At 69.8% G+C, this 18,483-nt stretch carries 12 protein-coding genes; 7 read left to right on the top strand and 5 right to left on the bottom strand.

The window, feature by feature from the left end; translation table 11 throughout:
- Positions 1 to 55 precede the first annotated feature (55 nt).
- Positions 56 to 2,353 (bottom strand): AgmX/PglI C-terminal domain-containing protein, encoded by a 2,298-nt coding sequence (locus KRR26_RS02515; protein WP_217079017.1) that lies wholly within the window; start codon positions 2,351 to 2,353, stop codon positions 56 to 58.
- Between the two features lie 39 nt (positions 2,354 to 2,392).
- Positions 2,393 to 2,683, bottom strand: a complete 291-nt coding sequence (locus tag KRR26_RS02510) for a hypothetical protein (RefSeq protein WP_233577456.1) — start codon at positions 2,681 to 2,683, stop codon at positions 2,393 to 2,395.
- 393 nt (positions 2,684 to 3,076) lie between these two features.
- Between KRR26_RS02510 and KRR26_RS02505 the strand changes: the two genes are divergently transcribed.
- From KRR26_RS02505 to KRR26_RS02480, 6 genes are all read left to right on the top strand, one after another.
- Entirely contained in the window at positions 3,077 to 5,383 is a 2,307-nt protein-coding gene (locus tag KRR26_RS02505) for an MtsA protein (protein WP_328707046.1), read from the top strand.
- A 139-nt stretch (positions 5,384 to 5,522) separates the two neighbouring features.
- The gene (locus KRR26_RS02500; protein ID WP_120210130.1) at positions 5,523 to 7,160 is read left to right on the top strand and encodes a thrombospondin type 3 repeat-containing protein; all 1,638 of its coding nucleotides are present in this window, start codon (positions 5,523 to 5,525) and stop codon (positions 7,158 to 7,160) included.
- A 168-nt stretch (positions 7,161 to 7,328) separates the two neighbouring features.
- Complete coding sequence (mtsC, locus tag KRR26_RS02495; protein WP_120210131.1) at positions 7,329 to 8,645, top strand: cell-cell cohesion MYXO-CTERM protein MtsC; 1,317 nt, start codon at positions 7,329 to 7,331, stop codon at positions 8,643 to 8,645.
- Positions 8,646 to 8,676: 31 nt separating this feature from the next.
- Positions 8,677 to 10,689, top strand: a complete 2,013-nt coding sequence (gene mtsD / locus KRR26_RS02490) for a cell-cell cohesion protein MtsD (protein ID WP_120210132.1) — start codon at positions 8,677 to 8,679, stop codon at positions 10,687 to 10,689.
- Between the two features lie 2 nt (positions 10,690 to 10,691).
- The gene (locus KRR26_RS02485; protein WP_120210133.1) at positions 10,692 to 12,464 is read left to right on the top strand and encodes a vWA domain-containing protein; all 1,773 of its coding nucleotides are present in this window, start codon (positions 10,692 to 10,694) and stop codon (positions 12,462 to 12,464) included.
- A gap of 12 nt (positions 12,465 to 12,476) precedes the next feature.
- Positions 12,477 to 14,882, top strand: coding sequence for a hypothetical protein (locus tag KRR26_RS02480; RefSeq protein ID WP_120210134.1), 2,406 nt, complete (start codon positions 12,477 to 12,479; stop codon positions 14,880 to 14,882).
- An 80-nt stretch (positions 14,883 to 14,962) separates the two neighbouring features.
- On the opposite strand, the gene KRR26_RS02475 is transcribed toward KRR26_RS02480, so the two are convergent.
- Complete coding sequence (locus tag KRR26_RS02475; protein WP_233577458.1) at positions 14,963 to 15,397, bottom strand: Ig-like domain-containing protein; 435 nt, start codon at positions 15,395 to 15,397, stop codon at positions 14,963 to 14,965.
- Between the two features lie 91 nt (positions 15,398 to 15,488).
- Here KRR26_RS02475 and KRR26_RS02470 point away from each other — a divergent pair, with 91 nt between their 5' ends.
- Positions 15,489 to 15,935, top strand: coding sequence for a hypothetical protein (locus KRR26_RS02470; protein WP_233577459.1), 447 nt, complete (start codon positions 15,489 to 15,491; stop codon positions 15,933 to 15,935).
- Between the two features lie 35 nt (positions 15,936 to 15,970).
- On the opposite strand, the gene KRR26_RS02465 is transcribed toward KRR26_RS02470, so the two are convergent.
- Together KRR26_RS02465 and KRR26_RS02460 are read right to left on the bottom strand one after the other, a co-directional pair.
- The gene (locus tag KRR26_RS02465) at positions 15,971 to 17,623 is read right to left on the bottom strand and encodes a GMC family oxidoreductase (protein WP_120210136.1); all 1,653 of its coding nucleotides are present in this window, start codon (positions 17,621 to 17,623) and stop codon (positions 15,971 to 15,973) included.
- Entirely contained in the window at positions 17,620 to 18,273 is a 654-nt protein-coding gene (locus tag KRR26_RS02460; protein WP_120210137.1) for a gluconate 2-dehydrogenase subunit 3 family protein, read from the bottom strand. Before KRR26_RS02460 ends, KRR26_RS02465 begins: the two co-directional genes overlap by 4 nt.
- Positions 18,274 to 18,483: the final 210 nt, after the last annotated feature.

Genomic DNA, 18,483 nt, shown 5'->3' with positions numbered 1-18,483 from the left:
GGTGGGGTGTTTCCTGGCGGGTGGCGGGCCGTGGCGAGGGGAGGGGGACCCCGCGTCAGTAGCCAACCGAGTTGAAGAGGAAGGGATACGTGATGATGACAATGCCGCCCTTCGGGGCGGGGAAGGTCCACGTCTTCAAGCTGCTGAGGATGCAGGCCTCGACGGAGGCATTGCGGAGGGTGGAGGACTTGGTCTTCGCGGACGTCACGCTGCCGTTGAGGCCAATGCTCCACTCCAGGACGACCTTGCCGGCCAGCCCCGGGTCCTTGAGCAGCGCGCGCTCGTAGCAGGAGTGCACGTCCTGCAGGTGGCTGTTGATGACCTTGGCCACGGCCTCGCGATCCACGGTGCCCTGGGTGGACGAGATGCTGCGCGCGGTGGCGCGCGTGACGGTGCCGCCCACCGCGCCCTTGCCCACGCTGCCCGCGCCGAGCGCGCCGATTCCGCCGCCACCCTTGCCGCGCAGCAGCTCCGCGCCGAGCGTGGCGCCGCCGCCCTTGCCGCCACCGCCGAGCCCGAAGATGCCGGTGCCGGCGTTGGCGATGGGCGCCTTCCCGATGAGTCCGGACAGCTTGTAGTTGGAGGTCTTGACGTTCTTGCTGCCCGGGCCGCTGCCCAGCTTGTCCACCGCGGCGAGCAGGTCATTGGCGGGAGGTCCCGCGGCGGACAGCTTCGCCAGCGCCTTGAGGGCCTTGTTCTCCACCTGCGGGGGAGGCTTCACCGGCGGAGCCACTTCCTTGACCGGCTTGGGCGGCGCCTTCTCGACGACCTTCTCCTTGACGGGCTCGGCCTTCTTCTTGATGGCCTCCAGCTTCTTCTTCGCCTCTTCCTTCTTCTTGGGCTCGGGAGCGATGAGGCGCAGCGCCACGGGCGGCAGGTTCTTCTGCGTGAAGTCCGCGGTGTCCGAGCGCTTGGGGCGCGTGACGATGAATGCGCCGAGCCCTCCGCCGAAGAGGGCGAGGAGCGCGAGCGTCAGCCACGGCAGGCCCTTGAGCGGGTTGACGAAGACGCGCTCGGGCACGAGGGCGGAGTAGGCCACCAGCGACATCTGGCCCTGGGTGAGTCGCGCGGCGGCGCCCTGGCGCAGGGTGATGAAGCGTCGGCTGCCATCGGACTCGAGGGCCGCGGTGGTGATGGGCGCGAAGCGACCATCCGAGCTGGCCTTCTCGATGTCCGTTCCGGGCGGGACGTAGAGGCGGAAGGCGCCGTTGCGCGACTCGGCGAGGACGAAGGCGGCGTCCTGCTGGGGCAGGGTGAAGCCCCACAGCGGCATGGGCGCGGTCTCGTCCTGCGAGGCCAGCACGGGCTTCTTCGCGTCCGGCGCGAAGCGGCGCGCGTCGCGACGCACGGCGCCCCAGTACAGATCCAGGTAGAGCTGCGGCGCGCCCTTGCCGCCCTCGATGCGAGGCGCATGCGTGGGCCGAGTGGGGAGCGCGGTCTCGCGCAGCAGCGGCCCGTCATCCTGGGCCACCGGCATGGGCGGCATGTCCGCCAGCAGATCGTCCGCGAGGAGCAGCCCCGACTCGGTGGCCTCGGGCTCCGGCGACGAGCGCCGGCGCACGGACGGCACGGTGTTGGGAGGAACCGGAGCGATGGGCTGCTGCGCGTGCATCGGCTGCGCATGCGCGGGCTGCTGCGCGTGCATCGCCTGCTGCTGTGCGTGCATCGCCTGCTGCGGATGCATGGGCTGCTGTGCATGCATCGCCTGCTGCTGCGCGTGCATGGGCTGCTGCGGATGCATGGGCTGCTGCGCGTGCATCGGCTGCTGCGGGGGGACTGGCTGCGGCGCGGCGCGCACGGGCGCCATGGCGGGCGGTGCGGCGACGGGCGCTTGGGGCGCCTCCGTGGGCGGGCGAATCGAAAGGGGCACGCGCGCGGCGGGAACGGTGGCGGCCAGCGGCTGCGAAGTGGGCGGCACCGGGCTTGGCGTGGGGCGAATCTGCCGCGCAGCAGCGGGCGGCTGGGGTGCACCGGGCGCGGGCGCGGGACTGCCGAGGAGCGCGGCGACCTCGGGCGGCGGCTGGGGCTTCGCTTCGGGCGGGCGCTGCGCGAGCACGCGCGTCTTCAGCACGAAGGGGCCGCACAGCACCTCGTCCACGGAGCGGATCTCACACGCGGACACCCGGTGGCCGTTGACGAAGACGCCCGTGGCGGAGCCCGCGTCCTGGATGGCGGTGCGCCCGTTCTGGAAATAGAGCACCGCGTGGCGCGGCCCCACCGTGGGGTCGTCCAATCGCAAATCAGACGACGGGTCGGAGCCCAGCGCGTACGTGCCGGGGATGAACACCTCCGTGCCCACGAGGAGGCCGTCGCGGAGGATAACGACTTGCAGGACAGTGGGCTGACCGCTCAACGGTGACGCTCCCTTCGAGGGCTGGTGGGCGCCGCCGCCCTACTGGTCGTACACCGTGGCGAGCGTCTCCGAGCGGAAGCTCTCGCGCTCGCGGATCATCGACCGGGTCTTCAGCTCCTTGCGGTCATACAGATACACGGCACCGGACTTGTTTGTCTGGCCTTGGATGAGCCGGTCATCGAAGTCGATGCGAGCCGGTCCGCGCTGCGGAGGCGCCGCCGAGGCGGTGGCCGCGTCGCCCGTCACCGGGTCATTCACAGCGGCACCCGCGCGCGGCTCGATGCGCGGCGGCGTCTTGCTGCCACCCTTCTTGGGGGCCTTGCCGGACACGGGCTTGGCGGCCTTCGCGGTTCGAGGTGAGCGAGTCCGTCCCTGGGCCCAAGATTCGCTGGCGGTGGGGAGCGGTCCGAGGCCGAGCGCAACGGCGACGGCGGAGAAGAGAAGGAAGCGTCGCATCATCGGCAGGTTAAGCGATGCTCGCCCCAAGCTGTCAACGCACAGTCCCGTGCCGCGTGACGTGTGCGTGGGATCAAGTGTGGGGGGCACTCCACCCCAGTGTGGCGGACGCTCCACGCCGAGCGGTCGGGATTGCCAGCCGACTGGAAAGGTGGCGTGAGAATCCTCATGCGCCGCTTGCAATTCATGTGAGCAGATGCAACCGAAGTCATCGCGGCGGCACGAGGGATGTTGGATGCTGTCGCGCGGAGGCTCCGAGTCATCTTGATGGGTGGGATTCGCAACGGAGTGGTGCTCTGCGCGCTCGCGCTGGTGCTCTGCGCCACGGGCTTCTTCATGCTGCGCGGCGGCACGCCCGCGTCGGGGGTGTCTTCCGCGCCCCCCGTGGTGGGGCCTCGGCCGCGGCTCGTGTCGGTGGGCCCCAAGCTCACCAGCAATCAGACCTCCCAGCCGTTGGCGGTGTACGGCGAGAACCTGGTGCCGGGGTTGAAGCTGGCCCTGGGGGCTCCGCTTTCGCGCCAGCTTCCGCTCTCGGTCGTCGATGCGCGTCATGCCTATGCGCGCCTGCCGGCGGATGTCGCGCTGGATGCCGATCTGCCCCAGGCCGTGGTGGACGTGACGCTCGCGGTGGATGCGGGCCTCACGCCGGAAGGCTCGGCACGGCTCACCGTGGTGAACGACGCGGCGTTCGCGGACCTCGCGGCGATGGTGTCCTCGCCGGATGGGCGCACGCTGTTCATCGCCTCGCCACCCACCGATACCGTGTACGCGCTGGATGTGGCGCAGGGGGGCGTGGTGTCGCTCGCGACAGGGGATGGTCCCAGCGCGCTCGCGACCTGGAAGGACGCTGCGGGCCGCGCGTGGCTGGGGGTGGCGCATCGCTTCGCCCCGGAGCTGCGGCTGTATGCGTTGGACGCGCTGGACCAGCCGCCCCGCCTCCTCCCCGCGCCCGAGGGCGCCGAGGGCCTGGAGGTGGACGGCGCGCGCGGCGTGGCCTTCGTGGCCGAGCACATCCGCGACACGGTGCGCGCCCTGGGCCTGGACGACGGTCGCGAGCGCTGGGCGACGCCGGTGGACCCCAACCCTCGCGCGCTCGCGCGGCTTCAGGGGCTGTTGTCGGTGGGCAGTCTCCAGACCGGGCAAGTGCTGTTGCTGCGTGAGGAGGACGGCGCGGAGGTGGGCACGGTGGTGCCGCGGCCCGGCGTGTCCATCGTGGGCGGTAACACGGAGCCGTTTCGCGCGCAGGTGATGGGCGGCAAGGCACCGCGCGCGCTCGTGGCCAGCGCGAGGTGGGCGCGCATCTTCATGGCGAGCCTGGGGCCGAACGTGGGGCCCAACGCCCAGCGCATGGAGGTGAGCGCGAACAGCGGCGTGGCGGTGCTGGACCCCGCGCGGCGCCAGCTGGTGCGGCACCGAGGCTTCGGCGCGGGCATCACGGAGGGGCTCGCGCTGGACGACGCGGCGGGGCTCCTCTACGCGGCGGACGTGGCCCTGGGGCGCGTGCGCGTGCTCGACGTGAAGGCCCTGGTGACGGGCGACGAGGCGGCGCGTGGCGCGGTGCTCCAGGAGCTGGCCATCGCCCCTCCGGACGGCACGCCGCGGATCCGTCCCGCGAGCGACCTGGCGACGAAGGGCCGAGCAGGAGACGAGCTGCACTCCGGCCCGCGCTCGCTCGCGCTGTCTCCGGATGGGCGCACGCTCTATGTGCTCAACCGCTTCACGCACACGGTGGCGGTCGTGGATGTGAGCGAGGCCCGCAAGGGTGGGGCGCGCGTGCTGCGCCAGCTCCCCGTGGGAACGTCGCGCGCGCAGGCCCGGCGTCGGTTGGGGCAGGTGCTCTACTACGCGGACCTGGGGCGCACGGGCATGAGCTGTGACGCGTGCCATCTGGAGGGGCACACCGGAGGCGTCTTCTACGAGAAGACGCGGCCCATGCGCGTCTACCGCTCCACCACGGCGCTGGGCAGCCGCGACACCCCGCCGTACTTCACGCCCGCGAGCACGCACAGCATCGCGGAGACGGTGCGCACGGTGGGCGGACGCAACCGCTTCCACAACCCCAACCCCACCGAGGAGGAGGTGGAGGCGCTCACGCTCTTCACCTCGCTCATGAGCACGCCGCCCAATCCCTACCGGGACGCGGCCGGCGCTCCGCGCACCGAGGTGGCGCTGCCGGATGGTCACCTGGGTCATCCCGCGCGCGGGCGCGAGCTGTTCGAGGGCAAGGGCGGGTGTGTCGCCTGTCACCCTGCACCGCTCTACACTCTGGACGAGTCACCCGAGACGCGGGGCCAGTACCTGGACGTGGGCACGCCCGTGGCGCTGCCCCTGCGCCTGGAGATGCAGGACCTGGTGGCCGGCGCGGCGCCGCCCTCGTTGGTGGGCGCGTGGGACATCTGGCCCATGCTCACCAGCGGCGCCGCGGGGTACGCGGTGGAGGGGGACCATTTGACGGTGGGCTCGCGCTTCGCGCTGCGCGCCGTGCTCGACATGTCGGGGCCGCGTCACGGAAACGCCTCGGCACTGACTCCGGAGGAGCGGGATGATCTGCTCGGATTCCTGCTCACGCTGTAACCCCGAGCATGTGTCGCGGTCCGCCCGCGCCACCTTGTTCCACGACCGGCCGAATTCCCGGGCCCCGCTGCGTGCCGGTCATGGGTTTCCACGGCGTGACTTGCGTCACCTCGGGGGCCTGAGGTCTACAATCCTTGTGATGCGCGCACTCTTGCGGGCGGCTCCGCTCTTCGTTCCAGTCCTGTGCCTGTTGTCCTGCTCCGACGCGGGGCTGTACGCGCTCGAGGGCCGCGCGGGCGGCGCCAAGGACCGCGCCGCGTTCGAGGGCGACATCTGCGTCCCGGTGGCCGGAGGCGATGCGTTCCCCGTCAAGGCGCTCTTCGCGTTGCAGGGCGGCGCGGGCGTGGAGACGGAGATGGTGGGCTACGCGACGGATGGGCTCGCCTCGCTCACCAGCCGCTTCGCCGGCCCGTACATCACCTTCGGGCTCGTCGCGTACCACACGTTCGCCACGGGCATTCAAGGCAGCTTCACGGATGCCTCCAGCTTCCAGGAGGTGCTGCCGCGCTACTCCAGCTATCAGGAGTCGGGCCCCAACAGCATCCGCTCCGCGCTGAAGCTCTCCAAGAGCCTGATGTCCGGCGACATGCAGACCGCGTGTCGCGGCGCGGTGGCGCGCACGCGTTACGTCGTGGGGCTGGTCGTGCGCAGCGAGGACCTGAGCTGCGCCAACCCTGGCTTCAACGAGGGCATCGACTCGCGCTGCAAGGCCCTGCGCAGCGGCGCCACCTGCAGTGAGAGCGCCGCCGCGCAGCGCTTGTGTGATGCCGAGTGCAGCAAGTGCGAACTCACCGCGGCCACGGGCGAGCTCAAGGCGCTCGCCGAGCAGTACAGCGCGGGCGAGGTCTCCGTGCAGCCCATCTACGTGCGCGGCGCCACGGCGGATCCGGTGACGCGCGCGGAGGTGGCGGCCATCGCCAAGGCCAGCGGCAGCGAGCCCATCGAGACGGACATCGCGGGCCTGCCCTCCGCGCTGAGCTCGCTCAACTACGCGCCGCTCAACAACGCGCTGAAGCTCAAGCGCTTCTTCGCCTTCAACCGCAACGTGCAGGTGCGCGACGGCAAGCTGATGCCGGACAGCGACGGCGACGGCGTGTCGGACGACGACGAGCGCGCCATGGGGTTGGACCCCACGCAGCCGGACACGGACCAGGACGGCCTCATGGACGGCATCGAGCTGCGCATGGGGTTGGATCCGTTGAAGGCGGATGTCATCAGCGGCTGCAACGTGAACCTGGACGAGGACGGCGACCGGCTCAACAGCTGCGAGGAGCGCGTGCTGGGCACCAACCCCTGCATGGGCGACACGGACGGTGACGGCCTGCCGGACCTGGTGGAGGCGCTGTCTCACACGAACCCGCTCGTCCCCGAGGACCTCCAGGACAGCGATCGCGACGGCCTCACCAACGTGCAGGAGGTGGAGTCGCACTCGGATCCGCTCAGCGCCGACCTCGACTTCCACCGCGACCGCGGCTACGGCTACTCGCTGAAGGAGGCCCCGCCCTCGGTGGATAATCGCCCGTGCTACCGGGCCCGCGTGGAGAACGTCTCGCTGGTCCCCACGCTGGAGCGCCCCAACCCCGTCATCCCCGGGGTGCGCATCCCCGCGGGCACGAACGAGGTCTACCTGTACCTGCAAGTCGGCCGGGACAATGATCCGCGCGGCGCGGGCATCGGCTCGCTCTTCATCCAGGACTTCCACTACAGCCCCCAGGACGGCCGCACGCCGGCGGGCACCGTTCGCTTCGTTCCCGAGGACTTCGTGCTCGGAATCTGATGCCGCGAAGGTGTGGGGTCTCCCCCTCGCTCTCACTGGGGAGCGCCCCCCACACACCGGCCTTGCAACGCCCTTGGCGTCATCCAAGGGCCTGAAACTGCTGAACTCGATGCATCACCGGGCGACGGATCGCCTCTTGCTAAGAGTCCCGCGCTGAAAGGAGTCAACATGACACTCGCACGCATCGCTCCCGCGCTGGCGCTTGGCGCATTCCTGGTCCTCACCCCCAATGTTTCTCAGGCGCAGGATGCGCCTGACAATCCGGAGTGCTTGGGCGACGAGTGCGGCCGTCCGAAGGAGGAGGGTGGCGGGTGTGGTTGCGGCTGCGGCTGCTCCGTCTGGGTGGCCTACACCGACGACGGCAAGACGCTCTCGTACACCGACGACGCGGACGGCGATGGCAAGGCCGACGACAAGGACAACTGCCCGTTCGCCAGCAACCGCGATCAGCTCGACAGCGACGGCGACGGCGTGGGCGATGCCTGCGACAACTGCGCGGCGCAGTCCAACGTCCGCCAACTCGACACGGACGGCGACGGCATCGGCGATGACTGCGATCCGGACGACGACAACGACGGCATCGTGGACGGCAAGGACAACTGCCCCCTTGTCTACAACACGAACCAGACGGACACGGACGGCGACGGCATGGGCGACGTCTGCGATCCGGACGACGACAACGACGGCGTGCCGGACGGCCAGGACAACTGCCCGCTCATCGCCAACCCGCTGCAGGGCCCGCCGGAGAACCCGGCGCTGTGCCGCACGGACGATGACAAGGACGGCATCGCGGACAGCTTCGACAACTGCCCGGGCGTGGCCAACACGGACCAGAAGGACACGGACGACGACGGCCAGGGCGACGCCTGCGACATGGACGACGACAACGACGGCGTGCTCGACAGGGCCGACAACTGCCCGCTCGTCCCCAACCGCGACCAGTCGGACGATGACGGCGACGGCAAGGGCGACGCCTGCGACGACTACTACTGCCTCGTGCTGGACAAGAACAACGTCGAGGCCTGCCTGGATCCGAAGGCGCCGTTCACCGTGGGCACCGGCGGCACCCTGACGCTGGACAAGACGGGCGACGCCATCCGCCCGCCGCTCTTCGCCAACCGCAACGGCGCGGCCATCGAGTACACCTGGACCGTGGTGAAGCGTCCGTCCGGCTCCAACTCCGTGGTGGAGAACCCCAAGGGCGCCGTCACCTACAGCCGTCACTGGGAATACGCCTACGTGGACGGCAGCGTGCCCAACTTCAAGCCGGACAAGGAGGGTGAGTACGAGTTGCAGCTCACCGCCAACCTGGCGTTCGCCGACCGCGTGTTCCCCGCGCAGCGCAGCTCCATCGCCAGCCTGAAGCTGAAGGTGGGCAAGGACGACGCGGGCTCGGGCTGCACGTCGTTGCCGGCGGGCACCAGCGCCGCCGCGCTCGGCGCCGCGCTGCTCGGCCTGCTGCTGCGCCGCCGCCGGACGGAGTAATCTCATCGCCATGACAGGAGGCTCGTTTCGCATGCGCCGTATCACCGCTTCACCGCTCTGGGTGACGGGCCTCCTGGCCGCAACCCTCCTGTCCTGCTCCGACACGCTGCTGGAGCCCAAGGCTCAGGAGAAGACGAACCTCGATGACCGCCTGACCCTCACCGGCCGGGTGTGCACCCGCCCACCCAACCCCTCGGGGTTCCCGGTGAAGGTCGTGGTGGTCGTCGACGAGTCCGGCAGCATGTGCGTGTCGGATCCGCCGGGCTCGCAGGAGGGCAGCGGCTTCTGCGAGCGCGCCGAGGTGCAGGCCATCATCCCGCCCGGCGTCACCGAGCCCGCGCGCGTGCGCGCCCTCAAGAAGTTGGTGAAGCAGTTCCGCGACATCAACGACAACCGCGGCGGCAACATCACGGTGTCCGTCGCGCCGTTCGAGACCAACGTGAAGAACGTCTGGCCCGCGAACGTGACAGGGGACCGGTTCGCCAAGCCGGACGCGAACATCGACAGCTACATCAGCGGCCTGCAGTCCCAGCTCGGCAAGGGCACGGACTACCAGGGGGCGCTCAGCTACGCGTATGGCGTCATCGCGAGCGACATCGAGAAGACCTCCGTGAGCAACCCGGAGCTGCTGCCTCGCACGCGCTACGTGGTGGTGTTCCTCACGGACGGCACGCCGTACCCGCGCTGCTCGGCCAACGACAACCTCACGGCCTACGCGAGCCCGGACTCCCCGGACCTCACGTGGCGCGACTCGTTGACCAGCTTCTGCAACGCCACCAGCACCACGGACGCCATCACCGGCTTCGAGGTGGGGACGGACCGCAACCAGAACTACCAGCTCTTCAGCTACGTGCGCCGGCTGATGGAGTTGAAGGACCAGTACAACGTGGGCGACGTGCGCATGCACACCGTGCTGCTCTTCAACGAAGAGGCCGTGCGCGCGTGTGGCCCCATCTGTCAGGACATCTATGGCACGTATCCCGGCGTGCCCGAGGCGCAGTACCCGCAGGCGGCGAAGAAGATCGCCTCGTGGCTGCTCAAGCGGTTCGCGGACATGGGCAACGGCGTCTACCAGGAGTTCAACGACACGGCGGAGATCTCCAACCTGGGCCTGGGCGCGCTGGACTACTCGTCCTTCGCCTCGCCCAACGTGATGAAGACGCTCTTCGTGGAGTCGCTCAGCTCCGCGCCCGGCGTGGACAAGCGGGTGCTGGACAGCGATGGCGACGGCGTCCCGGACGACCTGGACAACAGCGTCGAGCTGAAGACGAACCCCTTCAACACCGACAGCGACGGCGACTGCCTGGATGACGGCTTCGAGTGGCGGCGGTGGGACCAGGGCTTCCGGCCGGCCAACGACCTGGACGCGCGCGGCTGCAACCCCGCGTCCCCGCTGACGCCCAAGTGCTCGTGCAGCGACACGGACGGCGATTCGCTGTCGCAGTTCGCCGAGCAGTACCTCAAGACGCGCGAGGGCATCGTGGACAGCGATGGCGACGGCGCGCCGGATGGGCTCGAGGCCAAGTGGGGCCTCAATCCGTTGCAGCCCACCGTGGCCGGGCTGGACACGGATGGAGACGGCATCCCGGATGACGCGGAGCTGCGCGCCGGGAGCGACCCCACGCGCCGCGACCGCGCCTTCTACGAGCGCTTCGGCTACCAGTACGAGACGAAGATCGCCGAGGTGCGGCCCGACCAGAGCATCTGCTACGACTTCACGGTGACGAACCTCCAGCTCGTCACCACGCAGGACAGCACGGACGAGTCCAAGAAGCCGAAGCCCTCGCGGCCCGGCGTGAAGCAGGGCTTCAACCTCTTCAAGGTCTGGTTCGCGGAGGCCCCGGAGAGTGGCGTGGCCACCGACTACGGCGTGTGGCACACGGCCTGTGCCTGGGCGCAGTACGCTCCCCCCAGCATCCGTGTTCCGCTGGGGCCCGAGCTGGCCTTCGAGAGCAGTGACTTCCGTGAGCCCCGGCAGATGACGGACCCGTGGAAGGACCAGGGACAGTGTGTCGGCGTGACGCCGACGCAGGGGAGCAAATAGACGTGAGTCGCACCGGACGTCTGCTCGTGGCCAGCCTGGCGGCGCTCGCCGTGGTGGTGGCCTGTACCGACAGCTACCTCTACGACCCGCGCCGCGAGACGGAGGTGCCCGCGGATCGCGCCGTCGCGTTCGAGGGGCGCTTCTGCACCCTCGGCGCCAACGAGGTCCGCCGGCCCATCAAGATTGTCATCGCCATGGACGCCAGCCAGTCCATGCGCGTGAGCGATCCCGATGGCACGCGCGCCACCGCGCTCGTGGACCTCATCGAGAACCTGCCGCAGGACGACGAGGTGGCCATCGCGGTGATGCTGTTCGCCGGCAGCACCACGGCGTTCCTCACCCAGAACCCCGGCCCGCCGCCCGAGGATGGCTTCGTGCAGGTGTCCAAGCTGGACGCCGCCGCGCGCAACAAGCTCACCGAGCAGCTGCTCACCTTCCGCAATCAGGACACCTCGCCGAACCGGGACTCGACGGACTTCGTCAAGCCGCTGGCGGACATCTACTCGCTCATCAACACGGACATCTCGCGCGCGCGCCAGAACCCGGATGGCGCGCAGGCGCTGGCCCTCGCGCGCTACTCGGTCATCTTCCTGTCGGACGGTCACCCGACGAATGACCAGCGCGACGAGCTGGTGGGCGGCGACGCGGTGGTGCGCATCCGCCAGCTTCGCGACCTGGTGGAGGACGTGAAGGTCAACACCGTGCACGTCTTCAATCCCACGCAGCCGGTCACCACGCGCTGCGATGTCACGGACACGGGAGAGGTGGGTGACGGGGGCTGCCCCTTGCGCATCATCAACCAGGACGCGCAGCTCCTGGAGGACATGGCGGGGCGGGGCGGCGGCAACTTCCGAGACTTCCGCAACAACGAGCCCATCAACTTCCTCAACTTCCAGTTCGGTCAGGTGCGCCGCGCCTTCACGCTGAAGGAGCTGGTGGCCTCCAACTTCTCCGCGCCGCCGGGCAGCCCGCTGGGCGAGGCGGACACGGATGGAGACGGCCTCAGCGACGCGCGCGAGGCGGAGCTGGGCACGAACCCCAACCTCAAGGACACGGACGGGGACGGCTTCAGCGACGGCGTGGAGGTCTACTACCGAGAGCGCGGCGTGGACTTCAACCCCACGCAGGTGGCGCTGCCGGACGGCGGTGGCCTGGACAAGGGCTGCCCGCCCGCGCTGCGCGCGCAGGACACTGACTGCGACGGCTTGCTGGACTGCGATGAGCAGTTCATTGGCACCAACGCCTCGTTGGTGGACAGCGACCGCGATGGCGTCCCGGATGGCGTCGAGTGGCGGGGCGGCACGCAGGGCTCCAGCGATGACCTGGACGAGGACCCGGACAACGACGGGCTGACGAGCCGCGCGGAGCTGCGCATGCACATGCGCCCGCTCACGGCGGACACCGCGCACCTGGCGTCGGACGGCTACCGTTACAACGTGGTCGCGGATGGCCCGCCGGACGTCAACGGGCGGCAGTGCTACCGCTTCCGCGTGGACAACGTGCTCCTGGCGCCCACGCAGGACTTCGTGTCCGACGGCGGCGTGGCCGGTGGCCCGGACGCGGGCGTGGTGCTGCGCGGCGCGGGCTACAACGACCTGTACCTGTCCATCGCCATGGTGCCCGCGGATGAACCTTCCTCGCGCACGCTGGTGCGCACCTTCCGCGTGGACAACGTGCGCTACCCGGTGGCCGGCATCAAGTCCCCGCCGGACGGTGTCATCCGCGTCAACCCCGAGGACTTCGTGGACGGCTGCTTCGGCCGGCCCACCCCCTAGAGCGAGAGCCCCATGCGCACCCACGCCCGACTCCTGCCCGTCGCCCTGCTCCTCGCCGCCGCCTGCTCCTCGGAGGGCGAGAAGCCGCCCCCTACCGACAACCCCACGGTGGTGGACCTGTGCAACACCCGCGAGGAGGCGCTGACGCTGCCCGACTGCGAGCTGAAGCCCGGCCAGCCCCTGGACCGCTTCCTGGCGCTGGAAGGGGACGTGAAGGGGGGAGATCAGGACTGGTACAGCATCTCCATCCCGGCCAACGCCAACGCGCGGACGCTGGTGCACGTCACCGGCGCGTACCTCGCGTCGAGCACCGCGGTGAACCTGACGCTGAACCTGTTGGAGACGGGCGCGGACGGCAAGGACCGCAGCCTGGTGATGAAGAAGGACGTGCCGGGCCAGGGCCAGCCCCAGCCGGTGGACATCATCCTGCCGTACTCCAAGGGCGGCACGCGCCTCCTGCTGCTCGTGCAGGACTCCCCGAGCAACCCCTCGCGGCCCAACTTCGACGCGCGCAATCCGTACCGCCTCACGGTGGAGGTGGTGGAAGACCCCGACGTGAACGAGCCCAATGACACCACGCCCACGGCCATCCCGCTGGCGGCGCAGGGCGCGGTGATGGTGGGCACGCAGCACGGCTACCTGTCCACCCAGGGGGACGTGGACCAGTACTCCTTCCCGCTGACCGCGGGGAAGATTGCCTACGTGCGCGTCACCGCGCCGGACCAGGGCTTCATGCCCAACTACCGCCTGTCCTATGAGCTGCGCCGTCCAGGCACCGCGGGCAAGGAGTCCGAGGACCAGGTGGCGCCCAAGGTTCATCCGGGCGTGCTCGCCACGGCGCGCAAGGTGAAGGACACGGGCACGTGGACGCTGGTGGTGAAGGGGTATCAGGCGGGGACGGACAAGGAGGCGCCGTCAGGTGACCTGCGCCAACCCTATGACGTGGAGGTGCGCGTCATGGACGAGGAGGACAAGCAGGACCAGAACAGCGACAACGACGTGGCGGAGCGCGCCACGCTGCTCACCATGGACGGCACGACGCCGGGGAGCGTGGGCGCGACGCTGACGTTCACCGGGCGCCTGGGCTACACGGCGGACTCGGACTGGTATGCGGTGCGACTGCCGGCGGCGTCCGCGCCCTCGGTGCTGCGCTACCGCGTGGTGCCGCAGTCGGGCGGAGCCAACAGCGGCCGGTTTGAGCCGCTGCCCCTGCCGCTGGGCGTGTTCCCGGACCGCGAGGTGCTGGTCCTGTCCCAGGTGGTCACGGGCACGGGCCTGCCGGCGCAGCGCACGGCCTGCGTCACGGACCCCGTGGCGTGCCCCAAGGGCTACTCGGAGAACCCGGGTGCCCGCTCGCTGGTGGAGAGCTACTGCAACGCGTCCACCCAGGCGATGTGCGTGCACTCCTCGCGCTCGGAGGCGGACCCCGCGCGCTTCCCGAACCTGAGCAACTTCCAGGGCGCCCTTCCGGTGCCCGGCCACGGTGGCTCCATCACGTATGTCTTCGTGGTGCGCGAGACGAAGCGGTGGGCCGAGGATCGCGATTACAAGCTGGAGGTGGTCTGGGACGCGGAGGACGCCGACGAGGTGGCGGCCTACAGCGGCGGCGTCGAGCAGCCGCACTCCCTCACCCTCGCGAGCGTGGGCGCGGGCAGCCTGCCGCCGCCGGGCAGTGACAGCGCCTTCGCCGTGTCGGGCGAGCTGTCGCATGGCTACGGCCGGCTGCGCCCCAATGACCGCGCCACCGGCCTGGGCGTGCGCGGACCGAACGACTACGACGCCGTGCCGTCCGACGTGGACACGTACATCTACCAGCTCCCCGCGCTGCCCGAGCCCGAGGACTCCGCGTGGCTGGTGCAGTGGCAGGTGCAGAACCTGGCGGATGGTGGCACGCCGCACGGGCTGGCCTTGGACGTGACGTTCTGCGACGGCGACATGAAGGGCGGCGCGCCGGACGGTGGCACCGTGCCCGACGCGGGCATGGGCCCCAATTGCTACCCCGTCTCCACGGTGAGCACGGGAGACCCGCTGACGCTGGCCTTCCGCGGGGACGCGATGCGCGCGTGGCACACCACCAACTCCGCGCCGCTCAGCAGCTACCAGCCGCTCTACAAGATGGACAAGACGCCGACGACCACCACCGTCACGCTGGCGCCCTACGCCTGCGCCTGTCTGGAGCGGCGCTTCATCCGGGGCGGGCAGATGAAGCTGGCGGTGTCCGCCACGGAGCGCACGGATTACGCGCACGTGAACTACACGCTGCGCACCGGCTACGGGACGTATCCGCGCTCGTATGTGACGGCGGATGGGAAGAATGAGTACCAGTGCCCGGTGGTGACCCAGGACGGTGGCACGGCGCTGCCGGATGGCGGCGCGGGTTCGAAGTGGGCGGGAGGCTGCCAGTTCACCCGCCAGTGAGCGCGGTGGCGGCAATGCCAGACATTCCGCCCGGCGATGCGCGCGGGCGGGAGCCATCGCTCCCGCCCGGGTGTTCCGTGTTACGGATTGATGCCCTTGGCCGTCAGCGGAATCTCCAGCGACGGTGTATTGGCGGCGTTGGACTGCACGGTGAGCTTGCCCGTGAAGTCACCCGCCTTCTTGGGCGAGAACGTCACCTGGATGAACGTCTTCGCGTTCGTCTCCAGCTTCAGCGGCTGTCCGGCCACCCAGCCCTCGGGCGGCGTGAGCTTGAACTCGCTCGGTCCCGAGACGGCGATGTCGGTGATTTCCAGCGTCTGGAGGCCCCCGTTGCGGATGTAGAGGGTGTTGTAGGTGGAGCGCCCGACGTAGGTGCCGCTGTTGTACTCGGTGTCGAACTGCATGGCATTGCGGTCGATGACCAACTGGGGCGAGTTGGGCAGGTTCTCGTCATCGTTTCCACAGCCCGCAGCGGCAATGAGGATGATGGGCAGCCACAAGGTCTTCAGGCGCATGGACATCCACTCCTTGGATGAGGTTGAGAAGATGGTTTCACTTGTAACAGTGTTTGGCCGACGGGCCCAGATGGTGATGAGTGTTTTGTCGTTGGCGCTGCTGTCTGCCTGTGGCGGCTCGCGTGAGCAGTTCATCGGGCCGCGCGTGTTGGATGCCTGCAACGCTTCGTGGCCCGTGTGCAGTCAGATTGCGGGCTGCATCCTCGGGCCGGAGAGCTACGCGGAGGGCCGCTTCCCGGGCTCCACGCAGCTCATCGTCCAGGTGCCCGAGGCCTCCACCATCACGGTGCACTTCTATCTGGAGGAGGTGACGGCGGCCGGAGAGGAGACCGCCATCGTCTTCCAGGAGGAGGGCTGCCGCTCGCGCAAGCGCGTGGCCATCACCGGCAAGCTCGCCATCGACAGCATGGAGAAGTTCGGCGAGTTCACCCGCGAGGCGGACGTGACGGGCGTGGGCGACCACCTCATCCAGATTCAGTCCGACATGCAGGCGCGCTACGTGGTGAAGGTGGACGTGACGCCGCTGCGCAACCGGTAGCGCGAGCGCGGTGGGGCGCTCGCGCCGTCGCGGCTTCAGCCCTTGAGCGTGCGCACCAGGTGGTCCGCCACGCGGAAGCTGTTGGCGGCGATGGTCAGCGTGGAGGGCACGCTGCCGCCGGTGGGCATGAAGCTGCCGTCCACGACGTAGAGGTTGGGCACCTCGTGCGCGCGGCAGTTCTTGTCCAGCACCGACGTGGCCGGGTCATCGCCGAAGCGACACGTGCCGTGCTGGAGGATGGTGGTCTCGCCCGCGATGCCCACGCGCTGCACGTCGTCTGGGTCCAACCGCATGAGGACCTCCTCGCCGCGGTCCACGAGGAAGCGCGTGGCGGCGAAGTCCATGGGGTGGCGGTCCAGCGTGATGGCGGCCACGGGGATGCCGTACTTGTCCTTCACCCCGGACTCGACGGTGACCGACGTCCCCGGCGTGGGGAGGAACTCCGCGTAGACCTCGAACTGGAGGATGCGCGAGTCGCGGTAGGCGCGCATGCGGTCCTTCAGCTCCTTGCCGAAGACGCCGCTCTTGCCCGAGCCCGCCATCCCCACCGCCGCGAAGATGGGGTTGGGGTGCGTCCACATGAAGCCGAGCGTGCCTCCCTTGCGGAAGCCGAAGCGCGTGTCCGGCATCAGGTAGAAGTCCTGGAGGCTGCGGTTCACGAAGGGCGAGGGGTCCGCCAGCCAGGGCCGCGCGGCCTTCTGCTTGGACACGCGGAAGGTGGCGCGCGACTCACCAAAGGAGCTGAACAGGAGGTTCTTGCCCACCAGCCCGCTGCCGTTGGCGAGCCCCTTGGGGAAGCGGTTGGACGTGGAGTTGAGCAGCAGTCGCGCGCTCTCCACCGCGGTGCACGACGACACGATGATGCGCGCGGGTTGCTCCTGCGCGACGCCGTCGGGGTCCAGGTAGACGACGCTGCGGGCTCGGCCCCGCGTGTCCACCTCGATGGAGCGCGCCATGCAGCCGGGCCGCAGCTCCACGTTGCCGGTGGCGAGCGCGGCGGGGATGAGGCTCGCGTTGGTGCCGCTCTTGGCGCCCATCTCGCAGCCGTAGCTGCCGCACAGCGCGCAGTACGCGCAGGCGGAGCGGCCTTTGTACGGACGGCTGATGATGCCGCGCGCGGTGGGCAGCGAGTGCCAGCCGAGCGCCGAGCACACCTTGTCGATTTCCCCCGAGATGGGGTGCGTGTCGAGCGGCGGGAGGGGATAGGGACCGGAGCGCGGCTCGAGGAAGGGGTGGGCCACGGCCTGCCCGGATACGCCCATCTCGGCCTCGGCCTTGTCGTAGAAGGGCGCCAGGTCCTCGTAGGCGATGGGCCAGTCCGCCAGCGTGCTGCCGGGGATGGGGCCGAGCGTGGAGCGCAGGCGGAAGTCCACCGGCTTGAGCCGGTAGAAGTAGCCGCTCATGTGCACGGTGCCGCCGCCCACGCAGTTGGCGGTCCACGCGGAGTTGCTGCGCTCGTAGCGCTCCTTGGGGCCGCGGCGCACCAGGTGCGGCTCCTCCCACGGGAGCGGCATGAAGAAGTTGCGGCGGCTGTTGAGAATCTCGTCGTGGACGAAGTCGCGCGGCTGGTAGTGCGCGCCCTTCTCCAGCACCACGACCTTGAAGCCCGCGCGGCCCAACTCCAGCGCCAGGGGCGCGCCGCCCGCGCCGCTGCCGACGATGCAGACATCCACCTCGGGCTTGCTCACCGGTGGCTCCCGCACTCGCGCAGGCACTTCGGTCCGTCGTAGCCCTCGGGCGGCGCCATGGCCACGGTGCCCACCATGTCGAAGCCCATGAGGCGCCAGCCCACCTTGCCTTGGTTGCCGCCGTAGGACGGGTCTCCGAGGAAGCCCTCCAGCGAGAGCACCATCAAGAGCTCGTAGAAGTGCGCCTCGCCGCTGCCCTGTGGGCTGTCCTTGAAGATGGCGAGCAGCTCGTCCTGCTGCGCGGGCGTGGCCTGCGCGAAGCCCGTCTGGAACATGCGCTGGGCGCGGCGCTCCAGCGCGGCGAGGCCCGTGACGAAGTCCTGGTGCATCTGCTTCAGCTCGGGCGTCTGGAGCATGCGGTCGATGTAGAGCGGCACGTCCGCGTCCAGCGCGCCGGGGTCCTCGTCGCGCGGGAGCAGGCGCTCGGTGGCGGCGGCCACGGCGGCGTACTCGAAGCGCGAGAAGGTGTGCAGCGCCTGCCCCTTCGCCGTGGTGCCGGTGGTCGCGGGAGCGGCGGGGGCGGGCGGCGCCTCCGAGCCGCGCTTGCACGCGATGCCTCCCAGCAGCACCACGCCGCCTCCGAGGAATGTCAGGCGTTGGATGAAAGAGCGCCGGGACAGCCGCTTCGAGGACGAACGCGCGCGAGCCATAGGGCGCGGAGCCTAGCGCGTGCGCGGCGCGCTGTATTGCATCGCCACGCGAGCACGAAGTGGGGGTGGGAGTCCACGTCATGTGGGGTGCAGCCACCACTCCCTCCCGCGACATGTCAGTGACGAGCAGGCATGCAATCGCGCGAGGTGCACGCATGGGGCGCTGGAATAGGATGGCGTCCCGATGCGGCAGACAACCAAGGAGACGAT

This window comes from Citreicoccus inhibens (genome assembly GCF_019039035.1).
GTDB classification, from domain to species: domain Bacteria; phylum Myxococcota; class Myxococcia; order Myxococcales; family Myxococcaceae; genus Citreicoccus; species Citreicoccus inhibens.
This window is presented reverse-complemented; position numbering and strand designations above follow the sequence as displayed.